This is a genomic window from Stenotrophomonas sp. FR010 (assembly GCF_047520755.2).
Taxonomy (GTDB): Bacteria; Pseudomonadota; Gammaproteobacteria; order Xanthomonadales; family Xanthomonadaceae; genus Stenotrophomonas; species Stenotrophomonas sepilia.
The window spans coordinates 29,869-49,947 of the sequence record NZ_JAXBQT020000030.1; the positions used below are offsets into that span (position 1 = coordinate 29,869).

A 20,079-nucleotide genomic window follows, 5' to 3' on the forward strand; every position below is an offset into this window, starting at 1 on the left:
GCTTACTTCGCCAAGGCCTGTGCGGTGGACGGCGCAGCCGGGGCAACCGATGCCTGCCAGCCGCCACCCAGCACCAGGAACAGGTGGATCTGGTCGCGCGAGACCTGTGCTTCGGCGGCGGCCAGGGTGGCGTCGCTGGTGGCCAGGCTGCGGTCGGCATCCAGGCTGGACAGGTAGGGTGTGCGGCCGCCCTGGTACAGCCGGCGGTTCTGCTCGGCGGCCAGCGCGGCCTGCTCCTGCGCCACGCGCAACGACTGCAGTCGGCGCAGGTCCTGCGCATAGCGGTCCAGCGCGGTCTGGGTCTCGCGCAGTGCCTGCAGCACGGTGTGGTCGAACTCGGCCAGGGCCGCGTCGGCACCGGCTTCGGCGGCGCGGATGCGGGCATGCGTGCCCGAGGAGGGCAGTGTCCACGAGATCAGCGGGCCGATCGACCACTGCTGGGTCATCGGCGTGCCGAAGTCTTCCAGCAGGCCGGCGACACCCACCGAGGCACCCAGACGGATGTCCGGATACAGCTCGGCGGTGGCCACGCCGATCCGCGCGGTGGCCGAGGCCAGCTTGCGTTCGGCCTGGCGCACGTCCGGGCGGCGCTGCAGCAGCGCACGGCCATCACCGACCGGCAGCGGCTGCGCCAGGCTGGGCGCGTGCGCGCAGTCGATCACGCCGGCCGGCAACTGGCCTGGGGTCTGGCCCAGCAGTGCGGCCAGCGAATAGGCCGCGGCCGAACGCTGCGCGCGCAGCGGCGGCAGTGCCGCCTCCAGCAGTGCCACCTGCGCATTGGCGCGGGCCAGTTCCGGCGGCGTGCCGCGGCCGGCCGCGATCAGGCGCTCGGTGACACTGCGGCTGCGCTGCTGCAGCTGCAGCGAATGCTCGGCCACGTGCAGTTCGTGGTTGGCGTGGCAGATTTCCAGGTAACTGTCGGCCACCTGCGCGACCACGCTGACCTGGGCCAGGTCCCGCGCCGCAGCGACCGACTGCTCGTCGGCACGCGCTGCCTCGGCGCCGCGCTTGAGCTTGCCGAACAGGTCGAACTGGTAGCTGACCGCGAACTTGCCATCGGCCAGGTTGATCACCGGCAGCTCGTGCTCCTGCAGGAACGATTCGGCCGACAGCTGCGCGCGGCTGACGCCGGCCTCGGCCTCGTACTCGAATCCGCCCGCGTCCAGCGCCTGTTCGTACACGGCGGCGGCGCGGCGCAGGTGCGCATCGGCGGCCTTCAGTTCCACGTTGTCACGCAGTGCCTGGGTGATCAGCCCGTCCAGCACCGGGTCGTTGTACAGCGACCACCAGCGGTCGGGCAGCGCCTGGTTGGCAGCCACCTGCGGGTTCTGCGTATCGATGAAGGCCGCATTGGCCTCCGGGCGCTTGAACGCCGAGCCTTCCGGCAGTGCATAGTCCGGGCCGACGGTTCTGCACGCGGCCAGGCCGGCCAGTGCGACGATCAGGCCGAGACGGGGCAGGGCGGCGTTCACAGGCCCGCCTGTGTCGGCGAAGCGCCGGCCTTGTCGTTGTGCGGATGGCGGCCGGTGTCCACGGTCACCGTGGCGGTGCGCCCGGCGATCAGTTCCACGCCCTTGGGCACATCGTCGATGGCGATGCGCACCGGGATGCGCTGCGCCAGCCGCACCCAGTCGAAGGCCGGGGTCACGTTCGGCAGCAGGGTGCTGCCGTTGCTGCGATAGCGGTCCTCGATGCCGGCGGCGATGCTCTCGACATGGCCGTGCAGCGGTGCCGATTCGCCCATCAGGCGGATGTCCACGCGCTGCCCCGGCGCCACGCCGCGCAGCCGGGTCTCCTCGAAGTAGCCATCGATGCGGAACGAGCCGGTATCCAGCAGCGCCAGCACCGGCTTGCCGGCCACCACGTAGTCGCCCACGCGCATCGTGCGGTCACTGACCCGGCCATCGGCCGGGGCGCGCACCTCGGTACGGCCGAGGTTGAGCTCGGCCAGGTCGACCGCCGCCTGTGCGGTGGCCAGCGCCGCCTGTGCGGCCTGCAGCTTGGCGCGGCGTACTTCGGCGTCCTCGGCGGCGACCAGATCCTGCAGGCTGCGGTCGCGGCCGATCTCGCGGCGCAGCTGTGCCACCGAGGCCTGGCGCTCGGCCAGGCTGGCCTTGGCCTGCTCCAGCGCGATGCGGTAGCGGGCGCGATCGACGACGAACAGCAGGTCGCCCTTCTTCACCGCCTGGTTGTCGGCCACGTTCACCGTTTCCACCAGCCCGGACACGTCCGGCGCCACCTGCACCACGTCGGCGCCGACGTGGGCGTCGCGGGTCCAGGGTTCATCCATGTAGTAGACCCACAGCTGGCGCAGCACCAGCAGGGCGACGATCACGGCTGCGCTGGTGAGCAGCACCGGCAGGGTCTTCTTCACGATCTTGTTCACGATTGCATCCAACGCAGGAGGTGGAACAGCAGGCCAAGCACGATCCCGTACATCGCCAGGTTGAACAGCGCCGGGTGCCATACATGGCGGTAGGCGCCGGCACGCTGCAGCAGCACGTGCAGGCCGCTGTTGACCAGATAGGCCAACACCATCAACCCAAGCAGGGTCGGGACGAACACTCCGTGGAGACTGAATTCACCGGGCATCGGTAGGGGGCGGGGACGAGGTGGGGGAGGGAGGGACAACGAAACAACAGCAACGGGCAAAAGCCGCTGGCGTGTGCACGGCAGCGGCGGTGTTCGGGGGCAGCGCTCTTACGTGATGCGGTCGGCGGCCTCGGCCAGCAGGCGCCATGCCTTCAGCACGGCGTGCAGTTCATCCATGGAAAGCTCGCCGAACACGTCCTGGCGCAGGCCGATCAACTGATCTTCCAGCTCGCTGACCAGCGCATGGCCCTCGTCGGTCAGCCACAACAGGTTGGCGCGGCGGTCGCTGGCGTCGCTCTCGCGGCGGACCAGGCCACTGGCACACAGCTTGTCCAGCAGGCGTACCAGGGAAGGACCCTCCATGCCCAGCTGCTGGGCAAGCGCCACCTGGCGGATGCCACCGCCGGAGCGGCCGATCATCAGCAACGGCATGGTGCAGGCGGTGGAGATGCCATAGCTGCCGAGCCGGCTGTCGGCCAGGCGCTGCCACTGCCGCCCTGCATAAAGCAGGCCGGAGCTGAGCTGCATCTGCAGCACGGTGCGCTCGTCGAGGGGTCGGTCCATAAGAGATAGATAGGATACTACTAATTTCATTCCTATCAATAGGTTTTTCTGAATGGGTGGGTGTGTTGAGGAAAGCGTTGCGCCTGCCTGGTGTCGGGTGGGGCAGCGGGCGCCGGACGGTGCAGGACACGCCGTGAACCCCCCTCCGGGGTCCGGCCCAGCCGCTGGCGGCTGTGCGTTCGGGCGCTTGCGAGGCATGCCTCGCAAGCAAAGCGCCCTCACCCTTGGGGGCTCGGCCGCGGCATCCATGCCGCGGACGGTCCTGCCCCGCCCGGCCCCCGCTTCCCTCCCATCACCCCGCGGGCGCGGTGGGTTGGCTCTTTGAAGGCAGGAGCAGCAGCCAAAGCTGTGCGGACCAACGGTCCGCACCTACCACAGCAGTCGCGCAGTCGCGCGGCGCTTCCGAAGCCATGAACCCAAGCTTTTGACCCCGCTTTCGGGCGGTTCGGCCGCGCCCGCAGGAAACCGTCAAGGAGGGGGAGAGGGGGCTGCGCAGGACCGTTGGCGCCATGGATGGCGCCATCGAGCCCCCATGGACGGGTTTACGGCGTGTCCTGCGCAGCCCCCTCTCCCCCTCCAAACCGATAGCAACGAGGCGCCGCAAGAACCCCCCGATGAACCGTCCCCACAGGACGACCCACCCCCCGGTCGGGTACGATGCTCGCCCCCCGTTCGGGACGCTGTACGCAATGAGCAAGAACAACGAAAAGGCCGCCCCGCAGGGCGACGTGACCCAGGACCAGGCCGAGGATGCCGTGCGCACCCTGCTGCGCTGGGCCGGTGAGGACCCGTCCCGCGAAGGCCTGCTGGATACCCCCCGCCGTGTCGCCGAAGCCTATGGCGACTGGTTCAGCGGTTACCGCGATGACCCGCGCGCCTACATGGAGCGCACCTTCGAGGAAGTGGCCGGCTATGACGAACTCATCGTCCTGCGCGACATCGAGTACGAAAGCCACTGCGAACACCACATGGCGCCGATCATCGGCCGCGTGCATGTCGGCTACCTGCCGGCCGGCAAGGTGGTGGGCATCAGCAAGCTGGCCCGCGTCGTCGAAGCCTACGCCCGCCGTTTCCAGGTGCAGGAGAAGATGACCGCGCAGATCGCCCAGTGCATCCAGGATGTGCTGCAGCCGATCGGCGTCGGCGTGGTCGTCGAGGGCGCCCACGAATGCATGACCACCCGCGGCATCCACAAGCGCGGCGTCAGCATGGTCACCTCCAAGATGCTGGGCAGCTTCCGCGACGACGCGCGTACCCGCGCCGAGTTCCTGCGCTTCATCGAAGTGGGCGGCAAGCGCTGAGCCGCTTGACCGCACTCCGCCGGCCTCTGCGGGCCGGCATGCCCACGGCTGCCCGCGCGGCCGCCGCGGGCGGCTGCTCGTCCCCGCCAGCCCTCATGACTCCTTTCGCTGCATGAAGCACCGCGAACGCATCTCCCGTTACCGCCATCTGCGCGAACAGCCCCAGTGGAAGCTGCTTGCTGCCGACCACGCCCCGGAAATCATCGGCCTGCTGCAGGGGCTGCTGATGGACGGCGAGCGCACGCTGCCGTCGTCGGTGCTCAACGAGCGCCTGCAGCGTGCGCTGGATCAGCTCAACGGCGACGAACTGTCGCGCGAGCTGCCGCGTACCGCGCAGGCCTACATCGCGCACTGGCTGGCCCAGGGCTGGCTGGAACGCCGCCTGCCCGACGGTGTCGACCAGGAGCAGTACGAGCTGTCGACCGCGGCACTGCAGGCGATCCGATTCGCCGACGGCCTCGAGCAGGCCCGTGTGGCCGCCACCGAAAGCCGCCTGGCGCTGGTCATCGAACAGCTCTCGCAGCTGGCCGCGCAGACCGAATCCGATCCGGACGCCCGCCTGTCGGCGCTGCGCGACGAGCGCGACCGGATCGACGCCGAGATTGCCCGTGTCGGCGCCGGCCGTGTGATCGCGCTGGACGGCAAGCGCGCGCTGGAACGTGCGCGCCAGATCATCGGCCTGGCCGACGAGCTGACCGAGGACTTCCGCCGCGTGCGCGACGACTTCGAGCAGCTCAACCGCGAGTTCCGCGAACGCATCATCGACGACGAGGGCGAGCGCGGCGATGTGCTGTCGCAGCTGTTCGAAGGCGTGGACGTGATTGGCGAAAGTGATGCCGGGCGTAGCTTCCAGGCCTTCTGGCGCCTGCTCAACGACGCCGAGCAGAGCGCCCAGCTCGATGCCGCGCTGGAAGCGGTGCTGGCGCGTGGCTTCGCCCGCCGCCTGGACCGCAACGAACGCAACTTCCTGCGCGGCTTCACCAGCACCATGCTCGAGCGCGGTGGCCAGGTGCACGATGTGCTGCAGAACTTCGCGCGCAGCCTGCGCGGCTTCGTGCAGAGCCGTGGCTATCTGGAACAGCGTCGCCTCAACCAGCTGCTCAAGCAGGCGCAGTCCGAAGCGCTCGCTCTGCGCGACGAGTTCCCCGCACAACGCGGCATCGGCCGCGACCTGCAGCTGACCACCAGCCGCCTGCGCTCGTGGTCGCAATGGAAACTGCACGATCCGCGCAGCGCCCAGGTCGATGGCAACGTCGAATACAACGACGCAGCCGCGATCAGCCTGGAAAGCGTTGGCGATCTGGTCGCTTCGTCCGAAATCGACTTCCGTACCCTGCGCCGCGACCTGCACGACCTTCTCGATGCGCAGCCGCGGCTCAGCATCGCCCAGGCCCTTTCGCAGCGCGAAGCGCCGCAAGGTCTTGGCAGCGTCATCGGCTACCTGTCGCTGGGCACGCGCTTCGGCAACGTGATCGCCGGCGAGCAGGAGCTTGCGCAATGGCGTGGTGGCGACGGCCAGATCCGTCGCGCCCGCATCCCGCTGGTTTGGTTCACCCAGGAGAGACGCCATGAGCTGGCATGAAGATCCCATCGACGCACCGCAGGCCGACGTGGCGGAAGACGCCTACGAGGCCGAGCCGGTGGCGGCCGTGGCGCAGCCCCGCCGTGGCAACGACGTGTACTACCTCGGCGATACCGGGCGCCTGCCGCTGGATGCGCGCCGTGCGCTGTGCCAGCTGCTGATCGGCCCCAGCATCGACCAGCTGCGCCACGCCAAGCTGTGGCCGGCGCTGATCCGCAGCGAGGCGGCCATCCGCTCGTCGCTGGCCGACCTGTTCCTGGAACTGGTGCTCGACCGCGACAGTGGCGTGGCGTTCACCCGCCAGGCCGATACCGAAGACGTCGATGCGCCGGTGCTGCTGCGCACCTCGCCGCTGACCTTCATCGACTCGGTGCTGCTGCTGTACCTGCGCCAGCAGCTGGCCGAGGCCGATTCGCGCGGCAACCGCGCAGTGGTCGCCGACGCCGAGATGGCCGAAGCGCTGGCCATCTACGAAAAGAACCTGTCCACCGACCGCGCCGGCTTCAACCGTCGCGTCGCATCGGCGGTGCAGAAGATGAAGGACAACCACATCCTGACCCGCCTCAGCGGCCAGGAAGACCGCCACGAAGTCTCGCCGGCGCTGAAGCTGCTGTTCTCCGCCGAAGACGTGTCCCAGCTTTCGGCGGTCTACCGCCAGCTGCGTGAAACCCCGGCCGCCGAGGCCTGAGAGACCCGACCATCGCATGGCTATCTCCAAGCACACTCCCGCCCTGTTCAACGAAGGCCTGCCGGACCCGCGCCTGCAGCAGTTCCGCATGCGCCGCCTGCAGGTGCACAACTGGGGCACCTTCAACGGCCTGACCGAAGTACCGATCGCCGAGCGCGGCTTCCTGTTCGTCGGCCGCTCCGGCTCGGGCAAGTCGACCCTGCTCGATGCCATGTCCGCGCTGCTGACGCCACCGGCCATCGTCGACTTCAACGCCGCTGCGCGTGAAGCCGAGCGCAGTGGCCGCGACCGCAACCTGGTGTCCTACGTGCGCGGCGCGTGGGCCGACCAGCAGGACAGCGGCACCGGCGAAATCGCCACTCAGTACCTGCGCAAGGGCGCGACCTGGACCGCGCTGGTGCTGGAATACCGCGCCGGCGATGGCCGCGTGGTCAGCCTGGTGCGCCTGCTGTGGATCTCCGGCAATGGCACCTCGGCCGGTGACGTGCGCAAGCACTACATGATCGCCGAGCGCCCGTTCGACATCGCCAAGGACCTCGGCGGTTTCGACCTGGACCTGCGCAAGCTGAAGCAGAAGCTGCCCGACCTGCACCACTTCGACACGTTCTCCGGTTACGCCGAGCGCTTCCGCGACCTGCTCGGCATCGACAACGAGATGGCACTGCGCCTGCTGCACAAGACGCAGTCGGCGAAGAACCTGGGCGACCTCAACGTCTTCCTGCGTGACTTCATGCTCGACACGCCGAAGACCTTCGACGCCGCCGAGCGCCTGGTCAGCGACTTCGCCGAGCTTGATGGCGCGCACCAGGCGGTGGTCACTGCCCGCCGTCAGGTGGAAACCCTGTTGCCGGCGCGCGCCTACTACAACGATCTGAAGGAAATGCACCGCCGTCGTGGCGACGACGAAGCGCTGAAGCTCGGTGTTGACAGCTTCCGCGAAAGCCGGCGCCAAGCGCTGATCGAGGCGCGCCTGCGCGAGATGGACGTACGTGACCGCGGCCTGCTTGGCGAAGAAGCCCAGCGCCGTGCCGCACTGGACAATCACACCGAGCGCCTGGCCGAACTGGAGCTGCAGCGCCGCCAGCAGGGCGGTGAGCGCATCGAGGAACTGGAACGCGAGCAGGGTCGTGCCGAAGCTGAGCGCGACCGCCGTCAGGCCAAGCGCGAGCAGGCACGCCAGGCGGCGCAGCAGCTGGGGGCCGAACTGCCGGACGACGCCCATGGCTTCGCCGAACTGGTCGAGCGCGCACAGAACGAGCTGCAGGACCGCCAGCGTGCCTCCTCGGCACTGGACGACGCGATCAGTGACCGCCTGGGCGGCAAGCGCGATGACGAGCGCCGCTTCGGCGAGGTCCGTGCCGAACTTGAAGCGATGCAGCGCACGCCCTCCAACATCCCGGCGCCGATGCAGAAGCTGCGCGCGCGCCTGGCCGAGGAAACCGGCATCGCCGAGGCGGCACTGCCCTTCGTCGGCGAACTGATCCAGGTCCGCTCGGAAGAGCAGGGCTGGCAGGGTGCCATCGAGCGCGTGCTGGGTGGCTTCGCGCTGTCGCTGCTGGTCGACGACAAGCATTACAACGACGTCGCCGAATGGGTGAACCGTACCCACCTTGGCATGCGCTTCACCTACTACCGCGTGCGCCGCAACGATGATGCATTCGCCCGTGAGCCGTCGGCGAAGTCGCTGCTGCACAAGCTTGAACTGCGCGAGCATGTATTCGAAAGCTGGCTGCGCCGCGAGCTGGGCAAGCGCTTCGACTACGAATGCGTGGATGCCAAGCAGCTGCGCAACGTCGACCGCGGCATCACCCGCGAAGGCCAGGTCAAGCATCCCGGCGACCGTTTCGAGAAGGACGACCGCAGTGCGGTGGGCGACCGCCGTCGCTGGATCCTCGGCTTCAACAACCACGACAAGGTGGGCGCCTTCGAGCGCGAAGCACAGGAACTGGCCAAGCGCATCGCCAGCTGCGAGACCGACATCGCGCGCCTGCGCGGGCAGCGTGACCGCGACAACGAACGCCGCCTGGCCTGCCACGAGCTGGTCAGCATCAGCTGGAACGAGATCGACATCGCCGCTCCGCAGCAGCGCCTGAGCGATATCGAAGCCACCCTGCGCGACCTGCGCGAAGGCAACGCCGATCTCGCCAAGCTGGCCAAGCAGATCGACGCCGTGCGCGCCGACATCGAGCAGTCCCGCCGCACCTATGAAGACGTCCGCGTTGAGCGCGGCCAGCTGGTCAAGGAACGTGATCGCCTGGACCGCGCACGCCAGCAGAGCCGTGCACTGGTGCTGCCGAGCCTGGCCCAGGAGCAGGAAGCCGGCCTCGCCGAGCGCCTGCAGGAACAGGGTCCGCTCAGCCTGGAAACGCTCGAAGCGCACATGCGCCAGGTCAGCAACGCGCTGAACGAGCAGTTGTCGTCCTCGCAGCAGGACCTCAACCGCATCGAGAACCAGCTGATCGGCTGCTTCCGTCGCTTCATCCAGCAGTGGCCGGAGGAGTCGGGCGACTTCACCGTGTCGGTGGCCTCGGCCGAGGACTTCCTCGCACGCCTCGAACGGCTGGAACGCGACGGCCTGCCACAGCACGAAGAGCGCTTCTTCGACCTGCTGCAGAACCAGAGCAAGAACAACCTGCTGGCCCTGCAGCGCCACAGCGCAGAGGCCCGCAAGTCGATCGGCCAGCGCCTGGACGAGGTGAACGCCAGCCTGGAGCAGGTGCCGTTCAACCGTGGCACGCTGCTGACCATCGAACTGAGCGACCGCCGCCTGCCGGAGGTCGCTGAGTTCCACCTGCAGCTGCGCGAGGTGCTGTCGCAGCAGCAGACCGAGCAGCGCGAGCTGGCCGAATCGCAGTTCACCGTGCTGCGCCAGCTGGTCAACCGCCTCGGCTCGCAGGAAGGCGAGGACAAGCGCTGGCGCGAGCTGGTGCTGGACGTGCGCATGCACGTGGAGTTCATCGGCGTCGAGCTGGATGCGGAAACGCGCCAGCAGGTCGAGATCTACCGCAGCGGCGCCGGCAAGTCCGGTGGCCAGCGCCAGAAGCTGGCCACCACCTGCCTGGCAGCAGCGCTGCGCTACCAGCTCGGCGGCGCTGACAGCCAGCTGCCCAGTTACGCGGCGGTCGTGCTCGACGAGGCCTTCGACAAGGCCGACAACGAGTTCACCGCGCTGGCGATGAACATCTTCGACAACTTCGGCTTCCAGATGGTGGTCGCCACCCCGCTGAAGTCGGTGATGACGCTGGAGCCGTTCATCGGTGGCGCCTGCTTCGTCGAAATCAGCGGCCGCCACGACTCCGGCGTACTGCTGATCGAGTACGACGAAGAGGGCAAGCGCCTGAAGCTGCCGGAGCGCAGCCGCCAGCAGGCCAACGAACCGGAAGAAGCCGAGGCCTGACCCGGCCGATTGAAGGGGAATGCCGGCCAGCGGCCGGCACTACCCAGGGGCGGGGTTCATGATCCGGTAGTGCCGGCCGCTGGCCGGCAACACTCCGCGCCCAGGCATTCCGTAGAGCCGAGCCATGCTCGGCTGCTCTTTGCGACCGGAAACGGCGTGCCAACCAAGGTTGGCACCTACCGGGTCATGACGCGCATTCACGCAGCGCGGAACGTATCCCACGCCATCCGCGCGATCAGCACCACCACCAGCCCCACGAACAGCTTGCGGATGAAGGGCGTGCCGCCCTTCAGCGCCAGGCGCGTGCCCACCACCGAACCGATGATGTTGGCTGCGGCCATTGGCAGCGCGAACAGCCACAGGATGTTGCCGGTCGGCACGAAGAACGAGATCGCTGCCACGTTGGTCGCCAGGTTCACGACCTTCGACGCCGCTGACGCGCGCAGGAAATCCAGCCCGAAGAAGCGCACGAACAGGAAGATCAGGAAACTGCCGGTGCCTGGCCCGAAGAAGCCGTCGTAGAAGCCGATCGCCGCACCGATCGCCAGCGCGATCACCAGTTCGCGGCGGCCGATCTCCTGCGGCCGGTGCAACGCGCCGAAGTCCTTCTTCCACAGCGTGTAGGCCAGCATCGCGACCAGCAGCACCAGCACCAGCGGCCGTACAGCATCCTTCGGCAGCAGGCTGACCGCCGTGGCCCCGGCGAAGGAAAAGATGAAAGCGGTGCCGGCCGCGAACAGCACCGGCTTCCACGGGAAGCGCACATTGCGCGCATAGCGCCAGGCAGCCGCACCCGTACCGAACATCGAACTGAACTTGTTGGTACCAAACAGCATCGCCGGCGTCTGCTGTGGCAGCACCGTGAACAGGCCGGGCAGCTGTACCAGGCCGCCGCCGCCCACGGCAGCATCCACAAGACCGGCGATGAAGGCGATCACCACCAGCCACCACAACTCAGGGGGAACCAGTTCCAGCACGGCGATCAATCAATGTGGGGGCGCGACAGCATACGCCTGTCCTGATCCGGGCGACTGCCGCCGCGCGTGGATCAATCCCTGCAACCCGGCGACAATGCCGGCATGAGCCGAAAATCCGCCGATCCCTGCCCCTGTGGCCTTCCCGCCGATTATCCCGCCTGCTGTGGCCGTTTCCATGCCGGCGAGGCCGCGCCCGATGCCGAGCGCCTGATGCGTTCGCGCTACAGCGCCTATGTGAGGGGCCTGGCCGGCTACCTGCGCCACACCTGGCACCCGGACACACGTCCGGCCGAGCTGTCGCTGGACGACGCGCCAGGCCAGCGCACCCATTGGCTGGGCCTGACCGTGCACGACCACACGGTCACCGGCGCAGACAGTGCTGAAGTGCGCTTCACCGCGCGCTACCGCATCGGCGGCGGCAGCGCGGTGAGAATGACCGAGCACAGCCGATTCCGGTGCATCGACGGCCGCTGGTATTACCTCGACGCGGTCTGAGCCCTACGCACTGGATGCAGCCAGCAGGCGCTGGCCACCGTGCGCGCGGACCTGGTTGCGACCTCCGTCCTTGGCCATGTACAGCGCCTGGTCGGCGGCCTTGACCACTGCCGTCGGTCGCGGATCCACGCGGCTGTCGGCCAGCCCGATACTCACCGTCACCTGCACCACCTGGCCGGTGCCGCCGCGTCCGCGCTGCTGACGGCCGGCTTCGTCGTCACGGCTGCGGGTGCTGCGGTCGCGCAGCTGCATGCGGGTGTCCTCGATGCTCTGCCGCAGTGCTTCGACGGCCTCAATGCAGGCCGCCGCTGGGCGGTCCAGGAACACCACTGCGAATTCCTCGCCGCCATAGCGGAACGCTCGGCCACCGTCGCCGACACGCGCCAGCCGCGACCCCACCAGGCGCAGCACGTCGTCGCCGGTATCGTGGCCGTGGGTGTCGTTGAACGACTTGAAGTGGTCCACGTCCACCATCGCGATGCTGTAGGTGCCGCGCGCCCGCTGCAGGGTCTCGTTGAACGCCCGTCGCCCGGGCAGGCCGGTCAGCTCATCGCGGAAGGCCATGTGGAAGGATTCCTGCAGCATCGCGCCCAGCATCAGCAGCAGGGCGGCGCTGCTCAGCGCCGGCAGCAGTACCGGCTGCAGGAAGATCCGCGGCAGCATCCACCACAGGCACAGCAGGGCCAGCAGCATCGCCGTGTGCAGTGGCCGCGGATGCCGCCACGCCTGCCAGCCCAGCGCTGCGGTCGCCAGCAGGAACAGCAGCGCCGGCAGCTGCGCCAGCGCATTCCAGTCGGCGGGAATCCAGGCCCAGTGACGGCTCGACAGCAGATCGTGCATGCCCTGCGGCTGTTGCGCCGCAAGCAGCAGGAAGATCACCAGGGCCGCGCCGCAGACCACGCTGCGCAGCAGCAGGTCCTGGCGTCGGCGTCCGCGTTCCGGCCACAGTGCCAGCCCGGCAAACAGCAGCGGCACCCAGGCCGAGATTGCGTGGAAGCGCAACGGAGTCAAGGCGTCGACATGGCCGCTGCGCAGGTAGCCGCCGACGTCCCGGTGCAGCAGGGCGAACACCACCGCCACGACCAGCAGCAGGCACAACGTGCGTATCTGGTGGTAGAGCAGGGCCAGGCCCGCGCCGAGGCAGGCCAGCAGCCAGGGCAGGATGCGTTGGGCCGGGCTGGCCACATCCTCGGTGCCCAGTGCCATCCACAGCACCAGGACGACCAGCACGGCGGGCAGCACGAACAGGTAATGCGCAGGCTGGCGGAGTGGATGCAGGGGCACGCAGGAAGTCCAGTGCGGTGACGATGCGGCCGCAACACTGCCGTTAGCGGCGTCCTCACCCGCTTCTTGAACACGCGCTTTTTGAAAAGGTACGCAACCATGTGAATGGGGCAGTGTGCCGCCATGACGTCGCACTCACCGCACTGCGCCGATGCTGTAGGCATGGACAGCGTACCCACCGCCGTCGCTGCCCCGCAGCACGACCTCGCCCACCACTTCGCACGTGTGCGTGCCCGCAGCCTGCAGTTGGCCGCACCGCTCAGTGCAGAGGACGCCATGCTGCAGAGCATGGCCGACGCCAGTCCCAGCAAGTGGCACCTGGCCCACACCACCTGGTTCTTCGAACGCTTCGTGCTGGCAGGATTCGCCCGCGCGCCGGCGCATGACCCAGCCTGGGACTATCTTTTCAACAGCTACTACAAAAGCATCGGTCCAGCGCACGCGCGGCCGCAACGCGGCCTGTTGTCGCGGCCCTCGCTGCAGCAGGTGCGCGACTACCGCCAGCAGGTCGATGCACAGGTGCAATCGCGACTGGCGGCGGGTGACCTCGACGCGCAGGCGCTGCACCACCTGCAGTTGGGCCTGCAGCACGAACAGCAGCACCAGGAACTGCTGTTGACCGACATCAAGCATGCGTTCTGGTGCAATCCGTTGCAGCCGGCCTACCGCGAGGACCTGCAGCCTGCCACCAGCGCTGCCAGTGCGCAGGGCTGGACCGAATCACCCGAACGCATCGTCACCATTGGCGCCGCAGCCTGGCCGCAGCACGCCGCCTTCGCCTACGACAACGAATCGCCGGCGCATCGCGTGCTGCTCCCCGCACACGCACTGGCAGAGCGTCCCGTCAGCAATGGCGAGTACCTCGCCTTCATCGAGGCTGGCGGCTACCGCGAGCCGCGCTGGTGGCTCAGCGAAGGCTGGGCGTTGCGCGAAACCGAGGGCTGGCAGCATCCGCTGTACTGGGACGATGCCCTGCAGCGCGAGTACACCCTCGGCGGTTGGCGAGAGCTGGACCCGCATGCGCCGGTCTGCCACCTCAGCTATTACGAGGCCGATGCCTGCGCGCGCTGGGCTGGTGCGCGCCTGCCCAGCGAGTTCGAGTGGGAAGCCGCCGCTGCGTCGCAGCCCCTGCGTGGCCATTTTGCCGACGACGATCAGCTGCACCCTCGGGCGGGGCAGGGCAGTGGGCTGCGGCAGCTGTTCGGCGATGTATGGGAATGGACCCACAGCGCGTATGGCGCCTATCCGGGCTTTCGCCCTTTCGCCGGCAACCTCGGTGAATACAACGGCAAGTTCATGTGCGGGCAATGGGTGCTGCGCGGTGGCAGCTGCGCCACGCCGCGTGGTCACGTGCGTGCCAGCTACCGCAACTTCTTCATGCCCCCAGCGCGTTGGCAGTTCTCCGGGCTGCGCCTGGCCAGGGATCTCGCATGAGTACAGTGCAGGACGCGCTGCAGGCGCTGACCGATCTCACTCCCGGCCGCCAGCAGATCCTTGCCGACGTGGTGGCCGGGCTGTTGCGCACGCCCCGCCAGCTGCCGTCCAAGTACTTCTACGATGCACGCGGCTCGCGCCTGTTCGAGCAGATCACGCATACGCCCGAGTACTACCCCACGCGCACCGAGCTGGCCCTGCTTTCACGGGTACTGCCGGACATCGCCCGAAGCGTCGGGCCGCACCTGCACGTGGTGGAACTGGGCAGCGGCAGTGGCCGCAAGACCGCGTTGCTGCTGGCCGCCCTGCACGACCCGGTGGCCTACACGCCGATTGAAATCTCACGTGCCGCGCTGCTGTCCAGCATCGACCATCTGGCCCCGGCGCTGCCCGAGGTGGAGATGCTGCCGGTCTGTGCCGACTTTACCCGTCCCGTCGCCGTACCCATGCCCGAACGCGAATCCGCGCGACGGCTGCTGTTCTTCCCGGGTTCCACGCTGGGCAACTTTGAAGGCGAGGACGCGGTCGCGCTGCTGCGCGCGATGCGCCAGACCATGGGGCATGATGGCCTGGCCCTGGTCGGCATCGACCTGCACAAGGACCCGGCGTTGATCGAGGCGGCCTACAACGATGCGCAGGGCGTCACCGCCGCATTCACCCTCAACCTGCTGGCCCGCCTGAACCGCGAGATCGGCAGCGACTTCGATCTCGATGGCTTCCGTCATCGTGCACGCTACAGCACCGCGCGGTTGCGCATCGAGACCGATCTGGTCAGCCAGCGGGCACAGGACGTCCACCTGGATGGCCGCATTTTCCACTTCGCCGCCGGTGAACCCATTCGCGTCGAGTACAGCCACAAGTACACCGAGGACAGCTTCGACGCGCTGTTGCGGCAGGCGGGCCTGCAGGTGGCGCAGCGATGGGATGCCGAAAGCCCCGCCTATGGCCTGCGCCTGCTGCGCCGCGCCTGAGGTGGTGGCCAGCCGGTGCCCCTTCAGGTTCGGCGGCACCGCTGCCCCTAAGATGGCCGTGCAACGGCAACACGGAGGACGCCATGCCTGTTCTGACCACGCTCGGCCTGGCGGCCGCCCTTGCGTCGACCCCGACGCTGCCTGCGGCTTCCGCCGCCAGCACCGATCCGGCGTTCAGCCGCTGCTTGGCGGGCCTGCAGGCCACCGCCGCGACCCAGGGCATCGGCGCTGACCGCTTCAACGAGATCACCGCCGGGCTCACCCCGGACCCCAGCGTGCTCGGCCTGCTCGATGCACAGCCCGAATTCACCACGCCGATCTGGGACTACCTGGCCGCGCTGGTCGATCGCCAGCGCGTGGCTGATGGTCGCGCCCTGCTGCAGCAGCACCGCGACCTGCTCGATCGCGTGTCGGCCCAGTATGGCGTCGATCCGGCCACCATCGTCGCGGTCTGGGGCGTGGAGAGCGACTACGGCGGCGTGTTCGGCAAGCGCCCGCTGCTGCAGTCATTGGCCACGCTGTCGTGCGCCGGCCGCCGCCAACCTTTCTTCCGCGGTGAGCTGCTGGCGCTGCTCAAGCTGATCGACCGCGGCGACCTGCAGGCACAGGGGCTCACCGGCTCCTGGGCCGGTGCCTTCGGGCACACCCAGTTCATGCCCAGCACCTATGCACGCATCGCCGTGGACGGTGATGGCGATGGCCGCCGCGATCTGGTCGGCAGCATTCCCGATGCACTGGCCTCCACCGCCAACTACCTCAAGCGTGCCGGTTGGCGCAGTGGCGAACCATGGGGCATGGAGGTGCATGTGCCCGCCGGCTTCAACGCCAGCCAGGCCGGCCGCACCCAGCGTCGTGCCCTGGCCGATTGGCGCGCGCAGGGCGTGACCGCGCTGGATGGCAGCGCGTTGGCTCCGGCCAACCTGCCGGCGGATGCGCGCGCCGCCCTGCTGCTGCCGGCCGGCAACAAGGGCCCTGCGTTGCTGGTGTTCCGCAACTACGACGCGATCTACAGCTACAACGCTGCCGAAAGCTATGCGCTGGCGATCGCGACGCTTGCCGACCAGCTGCGCGGCGGCAACGGGCTGGCTACCGCCTGGCCGACCGACGATCCAGGCCTGGGCCGCGATGAGCGTCGCCAGCTGCAGACCCTGCTGCTGGCCCGCGGCCACGACATCGGTGCCGCCGACGGCATGATCGGTACCGCCACGCGTCGCGCGATCCAGGCCGAGCAGCAGCGCCTGGGCTGGAGCGAGGTGGACGGCCGCGCAGGCCAGCGCATCCTGCGCACGCTGCAGGAAGAGGCGGCCGCCATCGCACCCGCTGGGCAGAATGCCTTGCCGGCGGCACGTTGACCGCGACATCATCGCCGCGGTCTTCAAGGAGCGTCATCGCATGCAGTCGAATCCGGACATCAGCACCGGCCTGTATCACGGCCTGGAGGCCTGGCAGGTGCGAACCGCCAATGCCACAGCGGTCGTGAGTGTGTTTGGTGGCCAGCTGCTGTCGTTCATTCCCGATGGGCAGCCCGATCTGTTCTGGCTTTCGCCCACGCGCGCCGAGCTGCCCACGCCCATCCGCGGTGGCGTCCCGGTGTGCTGGCCGTGGTTCGGCCGCCAGGGCCAGAGTGCCGATGTACCGGCGCATGGCCTGGTACGTACCGCGCGCTGGGAGCTTCTTCAGGCCACCCAGAGCGATGATGGCGAGGTCGAGCTGCAGTTGGCACCTGCGCTCTGCGCCGATCCAGGCCTGCGCCTGCAGATGCAGCTGCGCATCAGCCGCCAGCTGCGCCAGCAGCTCGTCACCGAGAACACCGGAACCTCGCCGGTGACCTTCACCCAGGCCCTGCACAGCTACTTCCGGGTCGGCGATGCCACTTGTGTCGAGGTCGATGGCCTCGACGGCCTGCAGTACCTGGACAAGTACGAGGACGGCGCGCAGCTGCGCCAGCAGCAGGGGCCCTGGTCACTGCGTGACCCGCGGGATCCGGGGCGCAGCGACCGCATCTATACCGGTGCCGGCGGCCACTACGTGCTTCGCGATCCCGTCCTGCAGCGGCGGATCGAGATCCGCAGCGAAGGCAGCCAGACCCTGGTGGCCTGGAACCCCGGCATGGAGGCAGCGGCGAAGATGGCCGATGTCGGCGACGGTTGTCACGATTACGTGTGCCTGGAAGTGGCCAACGCCGGGCCAGAGCAGATTACGCTTGCGGCGGGTGCGCGCCATCAACTGGTGCAGACCCTGGGCAGTACCGCGCTGTAGGCGCTGGCAGCGGTTCCAGTTTGTCGAGGCAGGTAGCAGGGACGGAAAACATGCGGGAAGCACAATGGTGGTACGCCAATGGCAGGCAGAGCAGTGGGCCGGTCGATCTGGCCGGTCTTCGCCAGCTGCAGCGGGAAGGGACGGTTACGGCGCGCACCCTGCTCTGGTGCGAAGGCATGCCCTCATGGCGGCCGTTGGCCGAACTGGAGCAGGCTTCCACCCCCATCGAGGTGGGTCCGGCCCCGGATATCGACGCAGCCCCTGCAGTTGAGGGCATTGCGCCGAATGTCGGCGATCCGTCCGATCCCTATCGTGCGCCGGTCGCTGTACCGGACAGGGCTGCGGCTGCGGGGCTGGAGGGCGAGAGGGCCTTGTACGCCAGCGTGGTCGGCGGCAACTTCCCGATCTATCGCCAGCGCTGGCGGCTGGATCAGGGCATTGCCACGGGCAGTGGCACCTGGCACTGGCCGGCCTTCCTGCTCGGCCCGATCTGGATGATGTACCGCAAAATGTACCGCCTGGCGGCAATGTGGGTCGGTCTGCTGCTGCTGATCAGCGTGGTGGAGACCATGCTGGATGTGCCCGAAGGCGTGTCGCTGGTCATCACCATCGCGCTCAGCGTCGCCACCGGCACCTTTGGCAACACCTGGTACCTGGCACACTGCCAGCGCCTGATCGCCCAGGCTCGTGCCGTCAGCGGCGGCGATGACGCACGGCTGCACAGCGAGCTCACCGCACGCGGCGGCACCAGCGTGGTCGCTACACTGGCCGCCATCGTCATCTCGGTGGTGTTGAGCACCGTCGGCGCCGCACTGGCGGGGTAGGGCAGGTCAGCGGCCCTGACGGGGCCGCAATACCAGCAGGCACAGCGCACCGGCCACCAGCCCCCAGAACGCCGAGCCGATGCCGGCCAGTGAGACGCCCGAGGCGGTGACCAGGAAGGTGACCAGTGCCGCCTCGCGGTCCCGCTCTACCGCCAGCGCACTGGCCAGGCTGTTGGCGATGGTGCCGAACAGCGCGATACCGGCCACGCACGCCACCAGCTCGCTGGGGAAGGCCGCGAACAGTGCGGCCACGGTGGCGCCGAACAGTCCGATGATGATGTAGAAGGCACCTGCCGCCATGGCGGCGGTATAGCGTCGTGCCGGGTCCTCATGTGCATCACGGCCCATGCAGATCGCGGCGGTGATCGCGGCCAGGTTCAGCGCGTACGCACCGAACGGCGCCAGTAGTGTATTGACCACACCGATCCAGCCGATCAGCGGTGACACCGGGGCGTCGTAGCCGGAGGCACGCATCACTGCCACACCGGGAATGTTCTGCGAGGCCATGGTGACCACGAACAGGGGCAGGGCGATGCCGGCTACCGCAGTCCAGGACAGGGACGGGGTCACCCATTGCGGTATCGCCAGTTGCAGCTGCACCTGCTGTGCGTGCAGCAGGCCACGGCTGGCTGCGACCGCGATGCCGACCAGCAGTGTGGCGATCACCGCATAGCGCGGGAACAGGCGGCGTCCCGCCAGCCAGGTGGCGAACATTGCCAGTGCCAGTACCAGCTGGGAATTCATGGCCACGAACACGTCCAGACCGAAGCGCAGCAGCACGCCGGCCAGCATGCCGGCGGCCAGCGCCATCGGCACCCGCTGCATCAATCGTGCGAACACCCCGGAGAAGCCTGCCAGCATGCCAAGCACTGCGGCGGCCAGGAATGCACCGGTGGCCTCGGCGAGCGAGGCGCCACCGGCACCGACCACCAGCATCGCCGCGCCCGGTGTCGACCATGCGGTCACCACCGGCACGCGATAGCGCAGCGACAGCCCGATGCAGGTGACACCCATGCCCAGTCCCAGTGCCCACATCCATGAGGCGATCTGTGCCTGGTCGGCGCCGACAGCCTGGGCGGCCTGGAACACGATCACGGCTGAGCTGGCGAAGCCGACCAGCACCGTAATGAAGCCAGCGACGATGGCCGGCATCGAAAGATCGCGCCACCACGCGCGCCGCACCTGCATGCTCATTGCTCTGTCTCCACTGTGCATTCCTGCATTGTGCATCCCTGCATTGATAGAGGGGTTGCGGCGTTGACCGCGCAACGCGCGGGCAACGCTGCCGTGATCTTCGAGCGTACGTCATGCGTGATGTCGCGATGCTTCTGTCATCACCATGCAAAAAAAGCCTTGACGAAATCCGCAGGATCTCTAGAATTCGCCCCCTTGCTGCAGCGCATCGCTTCCCCGGAAACGACACGCGAACAGCGACGCCACCACCGACGAACGCGTTGATCGAACGAAGGTGTTGACGGACTCGAAAAGTCCGGCATAATAGGCGGCTCGCAACGACGAAAGACCCTCGGGTCCAACGACGAAGCAGCATCGGCAACAACGTCCACTCCGGTGAGACGGCCTTGAAAAAAGGTGTTGACGAAGCGGAAAAGCCGGCTATAATGGGCGGCTCGCTACGAAGGAAACTTCGCAGCACACGGGAACGGCGCTGAGGCCACTTCCCCGGATCTTTGAAAGTATGCGCAGGTATCTT

The 20,079-nt window shown here is 68.2% G+C and carries 17 protein-coding genes; 10 read left to right on the forward strand and 7 right to left on the reverse strand.

Annotated elements, in window-relative coordinates:
• Positions 1–2 precede the first annotated feature (2 nt).
• The 4 genes from ACM0PK_RS19840 to ACM0PK_RS19855 form a co-directional block, all read right to left on the reverse strand.
• Positions 3–1,472: an efflux transporter outer membrane subunit gene (locus ACM0PK_RS19840; protein ID WP_414606787.1), complete on the reverse strand. Its 1,470-nt coding sequence runs from the start codon at positions 1,470–1,472 to the stop codon at positions 3–5.
• Positions 1,469–2,386: an efflux RND transporter periplasmic adaptor subunit gene (locus ACM0PK_RS19845; RefSeq protein ID WP_180885190.1), complete on the reverse strand. Its 918-nt coding sequence runs from the start codon at positions 2,384–2,386 to the stop codon at positions 1,469–1,471. Before ACM0PK_RS19845 ends, ACM0PK_RS19840 begins: the two co-directional genes overlap by 4 nt.
• Complete coding sequence (locus ACM0PK_RS19850; RefSeq protein ID WP_134972916.1) at positions 2,383–2,592, reverse strand: DUF1656 domain-containing protein; 210 nt, start codon at positions 2,590–2,592, stop codon at positions 2,383–2,385. Before ACM0PK_RS19850 ends, ACM0PK_RS19845 begins: the two co-directional genes overlap by 4 nt.
• Positions 2,593–2,700: 108 nt before the next feature.
• On the reverse strand, positions 2,701–3,156 hold the full coding sequence (locus tag ACM0PK_RS19855) for a MarR family winged helix-turn-helix transcriptional regulator (RefSeq protein WP_005421298.1): 456 nt from the start codon (positions 3,154–3,156) through the stop codon (positions 2,701–2,703).
• A 689-nt stretch (positions 3,157–3,845) separates the two neighbouring features.
• Here ACM0PK_RS19855 and folE point away from each other — a divergent pair.
• The 4 genes from folE (at position 3,846) to ACM0PK_RS19875 (ending at position 10,124) form a co-directional block, all read left to right on the forward strand.
• Positions 3,846–4,457, forward strand: a complete 612-nt coding sequence (folE, locus tag ACM0PK_RS19860; protein WP_004141296.1) for a GTP cyclohydrolase I FolE — start codon at positions 3,846–3,848, stop codon at positions 4,455–4,457.
• A gap of 112 nt (positions 4,458–4,569) precedes the next feature.
• A complete protein-coding gene (locus ACM0PK_RS19865) occupies positions 4,570–6,039 on the forward strand; it encodes a DUF3375 domain-containing protein (RefSeq protein WP_414606788.1) in 1,470 nt (489 codons plus the stop codon).
• On the forward strand, positions 6,026–6,727 hold the full coding sequence (locus tag ACM0PK_RS19870) for a DUF4194 domain-containing protein (protein ID WP_134972181.1): 702 nt from the start codon (positions 6,026–6,028) through the stop codon (positions 6,725–6,727). Before ACM0PK_RS19865 ends, ACM0PK_RS19870 begins: the two co-directional genes overlap by 14 nt.
• Before the next feature lie 16 nt (positions 6,728–6,743).
• Positions 6,744–10,124, forward strand: coding sequence for an ATP-binding protein (locus ACM0PK_RS19875; RefSeq protein WP_053496750.1), 3,381 nt, complete (start codon positions 6,744–6,746; stop codon positions 10,122–10,124).
• A 197-nt stretch (positions 10,125–10,321) separates the two neighbouring features.
• On the opposite strand, the gene ACM0PK_RS19880 is transcribed toward ACM0PK_RS19875, so the two are convergent.
• Entirely contained in the window at positions 10,322–11,101 is a 780-nt protein-coding gene (locus ACM0PK_RS19880; RefSeq protein ID WP_005411690.1) for a sulfite exporter TauE/SafE family protein, read from the reverse strand.
• A gap of 102 nt (positions 11,102–11,203) precedes the next feature.
• Here ACM0PK_RS19880 and ACM0PK_RS19885 point away from each other — a divergent pair, with 102 nt between their 5' ends.
• Entirely contained in the window at positions 11,204–11,596 is a 393-nt protein-coding gene (locus ACM0PK_RS19885; protein WP_134972190.1) for a YchJ family metal-binding protein, read from the forward strand.
• Positions 11,597–11,599: 3 nt separating this feature from the next.
• Here the strand turns inward: ACM0PK_RS19885 and ACM0PK_RS19890 are convergent, their stop codons facing one another.
• Complete coding sequence (locus ACM0PK_RS19890) at positions 11,600–12,880, reverse strand: GGDEF domain-containing protein (RefSeq protein ID WP_134972183.1); 1,281 nt, start codon at positions 12,878–12,880, stop codon at positions 11,600–11,602.
• 162 nt (positions 12,881–13,042) lie between these two features.
• Between ACM0PK_RS19890 and egtB the strand changes: the two genes are divergently transcribed.
• From egtB to ACM0PK_RS19915, 5 genes are all read left to right on the forward strand, one after another.
• A complete protein-coding gene (egtB, locus tag ACM0PK_RS19895) occupies positions 13,043–14,314 on the forward strand; it encodes an ergothioneine biosynthesis protein EgtB (RefSeq protein ID WP_134972184.1) in 1,272 nt (423 codons plus the stop codon).
• Positions 14,311–15,285, forward strand: a complete 975-nt coding sequence (gene egtD / locus ACM0PK_RS19900; protein WP_134972185.1) for an L-histidine N(alpha)-methyltransferase — start codon at positions 14,311–14,313, stop codon at positions 15,283–15,285. Before egtB ends, egtD begins: the two co-directional genes overlap by 4 nt.
• 83 nt (positions 15,286–15,368) lie before the next feature.
• Positions 15,369–16,637 carry a lytic murein transglycosylase gene (locus ACM0PK_RS19905; protein ID WP_414606789.1) on the forward strand — a complete coding sequence of 423 codons (1,269 nt, stop codon included), beginning with the start codon at positions 15,369–15,371 and terminating at the stop codon, positions 16,635–16,637.
• 40 nt (positions 16,638–16,677) lie between these two features.
• The gene (locus tag ACM0PK_RS19910; protein WP_414606790.1) at positions 16,678–17,544 is read left to right on the forward strand and encodes a D-hexose-6-phosphate mutarotase; all 867 of its coding nucleotides are present in this window, start codon (positions 16,678–16,680) and stop codon (positions 17,542–17,544) included.
• A 50-nt stretch (positions 17,545–17,594) separates the two neighbouring features.
• Complete coding sequence (locus ACM0PK_RS19915) at positions 17,595–18,368, forward strand: DUF2628 domain-containing protein (protein WP_414606791.1); 774 nt, start codon at positions 17,595–17,597, stop codon at positions 18,366–18,368.
• A gap of 6 nt (positions 18,369–18,374) precedes the next feature.
• Here ACM0PK_RS19915 and ACM0PK_RS19920 read toward each other — a convergent pair whose 3' ends face one another.
• Entirely contained in the window at positions 18,375–19,562 is a 1,188-nt protein-coding gene (locus ACM0PK_RS19920) for a benzoate/H(+) symporter BenE family transporter (RefSeq protein ID WP_414606792.1), read from the reverse strand.
• Positions 19,563–20,079 lie beyond the last annotated feature (517 nt).

Coding starts and splice junctions, on each gene's coding strand:
- ACM0PK_RS19850 (WP_134972916.1), bottom strand. CDS start 2,592: ATGCCCGGTGAATTCAGTCTCCACGGAGTGTTCGTCCCGACCCTGCTT.
- ACM0PK_RS19855 (WP_005421298.1), bottom strand. CDS start 3,156: ATGGACCGACCCCTCGACGAGCGCACCGTGCTGCAGATGCAGCTCAGC.
- folE (WP_004141296.1), top strand. CDS start 3,846: ATGAGCAAGAACAACGAAAAGGCCGCCCCGCAGGGCGACGTGACCCAG.
- ACM0PK_RS19865 (WP_414606788.1), top strand. CDS start 4,570: ATGAAGCACCGCGAACGCATCTCCCGTTACCGCCATCTGCGCGAACAG.
- ACM0PK_RS19870 (WP_134972181.1), top strand. CDS start 6,026: ATGAGCTGGCATGAAGATCCCATCGACGCACCGCAGGCCGACGTGGCG.
- ACM0PK_RS19875 (WP_053496750.1), top strand. CDS start 6,744: ATGGCTATCTCCAAGCACACTCCCGCCCTGTTCAACGAAGGCCTGCCG.
- ACM0PK_RS19885 (WP_134972190.1), top strand. CDS start 11,204: ATGAGCCGAAAATCCGCCGATCCCTGCCCCTGTGGCCTTCCCGCCGAT.
- egtB (WP_134972184.1), top strand. CDS start 13,043: ATGGACAGCGTACCCACCGCCGTCGCTGCCCCGCAGCACGACCTCGCC.
- egtD (WP_134972185.1), top strand. CDS start 14,311: ATGAGTACAGTGCAGGACGCGCTGCAGGCGCTGACCGATCTCACTCCC.
- ACM0PK_RS19905 (WP_414606789.1), top strand. CDS start 15,369: ATGCCTGTTCTGACCACGCTCGGCCTGGCGGCCGCCCTTGCGTCGACC.
- ACM0PK_RS19910 (WP_414606790.1), top strand. CDS start 16,678: ATGCAGTCGAATCCGGACATCAGCACCGGCCTGTATCACGGCCTGGAG.
- ACM0PK_RS19915 (WP_414606791.1), top strand. CDS start 17,595: ATGCGGGAAGCACAATGGTGGTACGCCAATGGCAGGCAGAGCAGTGGG.
- ACM0PK_RS19920 (WP_414606792.1), bottom strand. CDS start 19,562: ATGAGCATGCAGGTGCGGCGCGCGTGGTGGCGCGATCTTTCGATGCCG.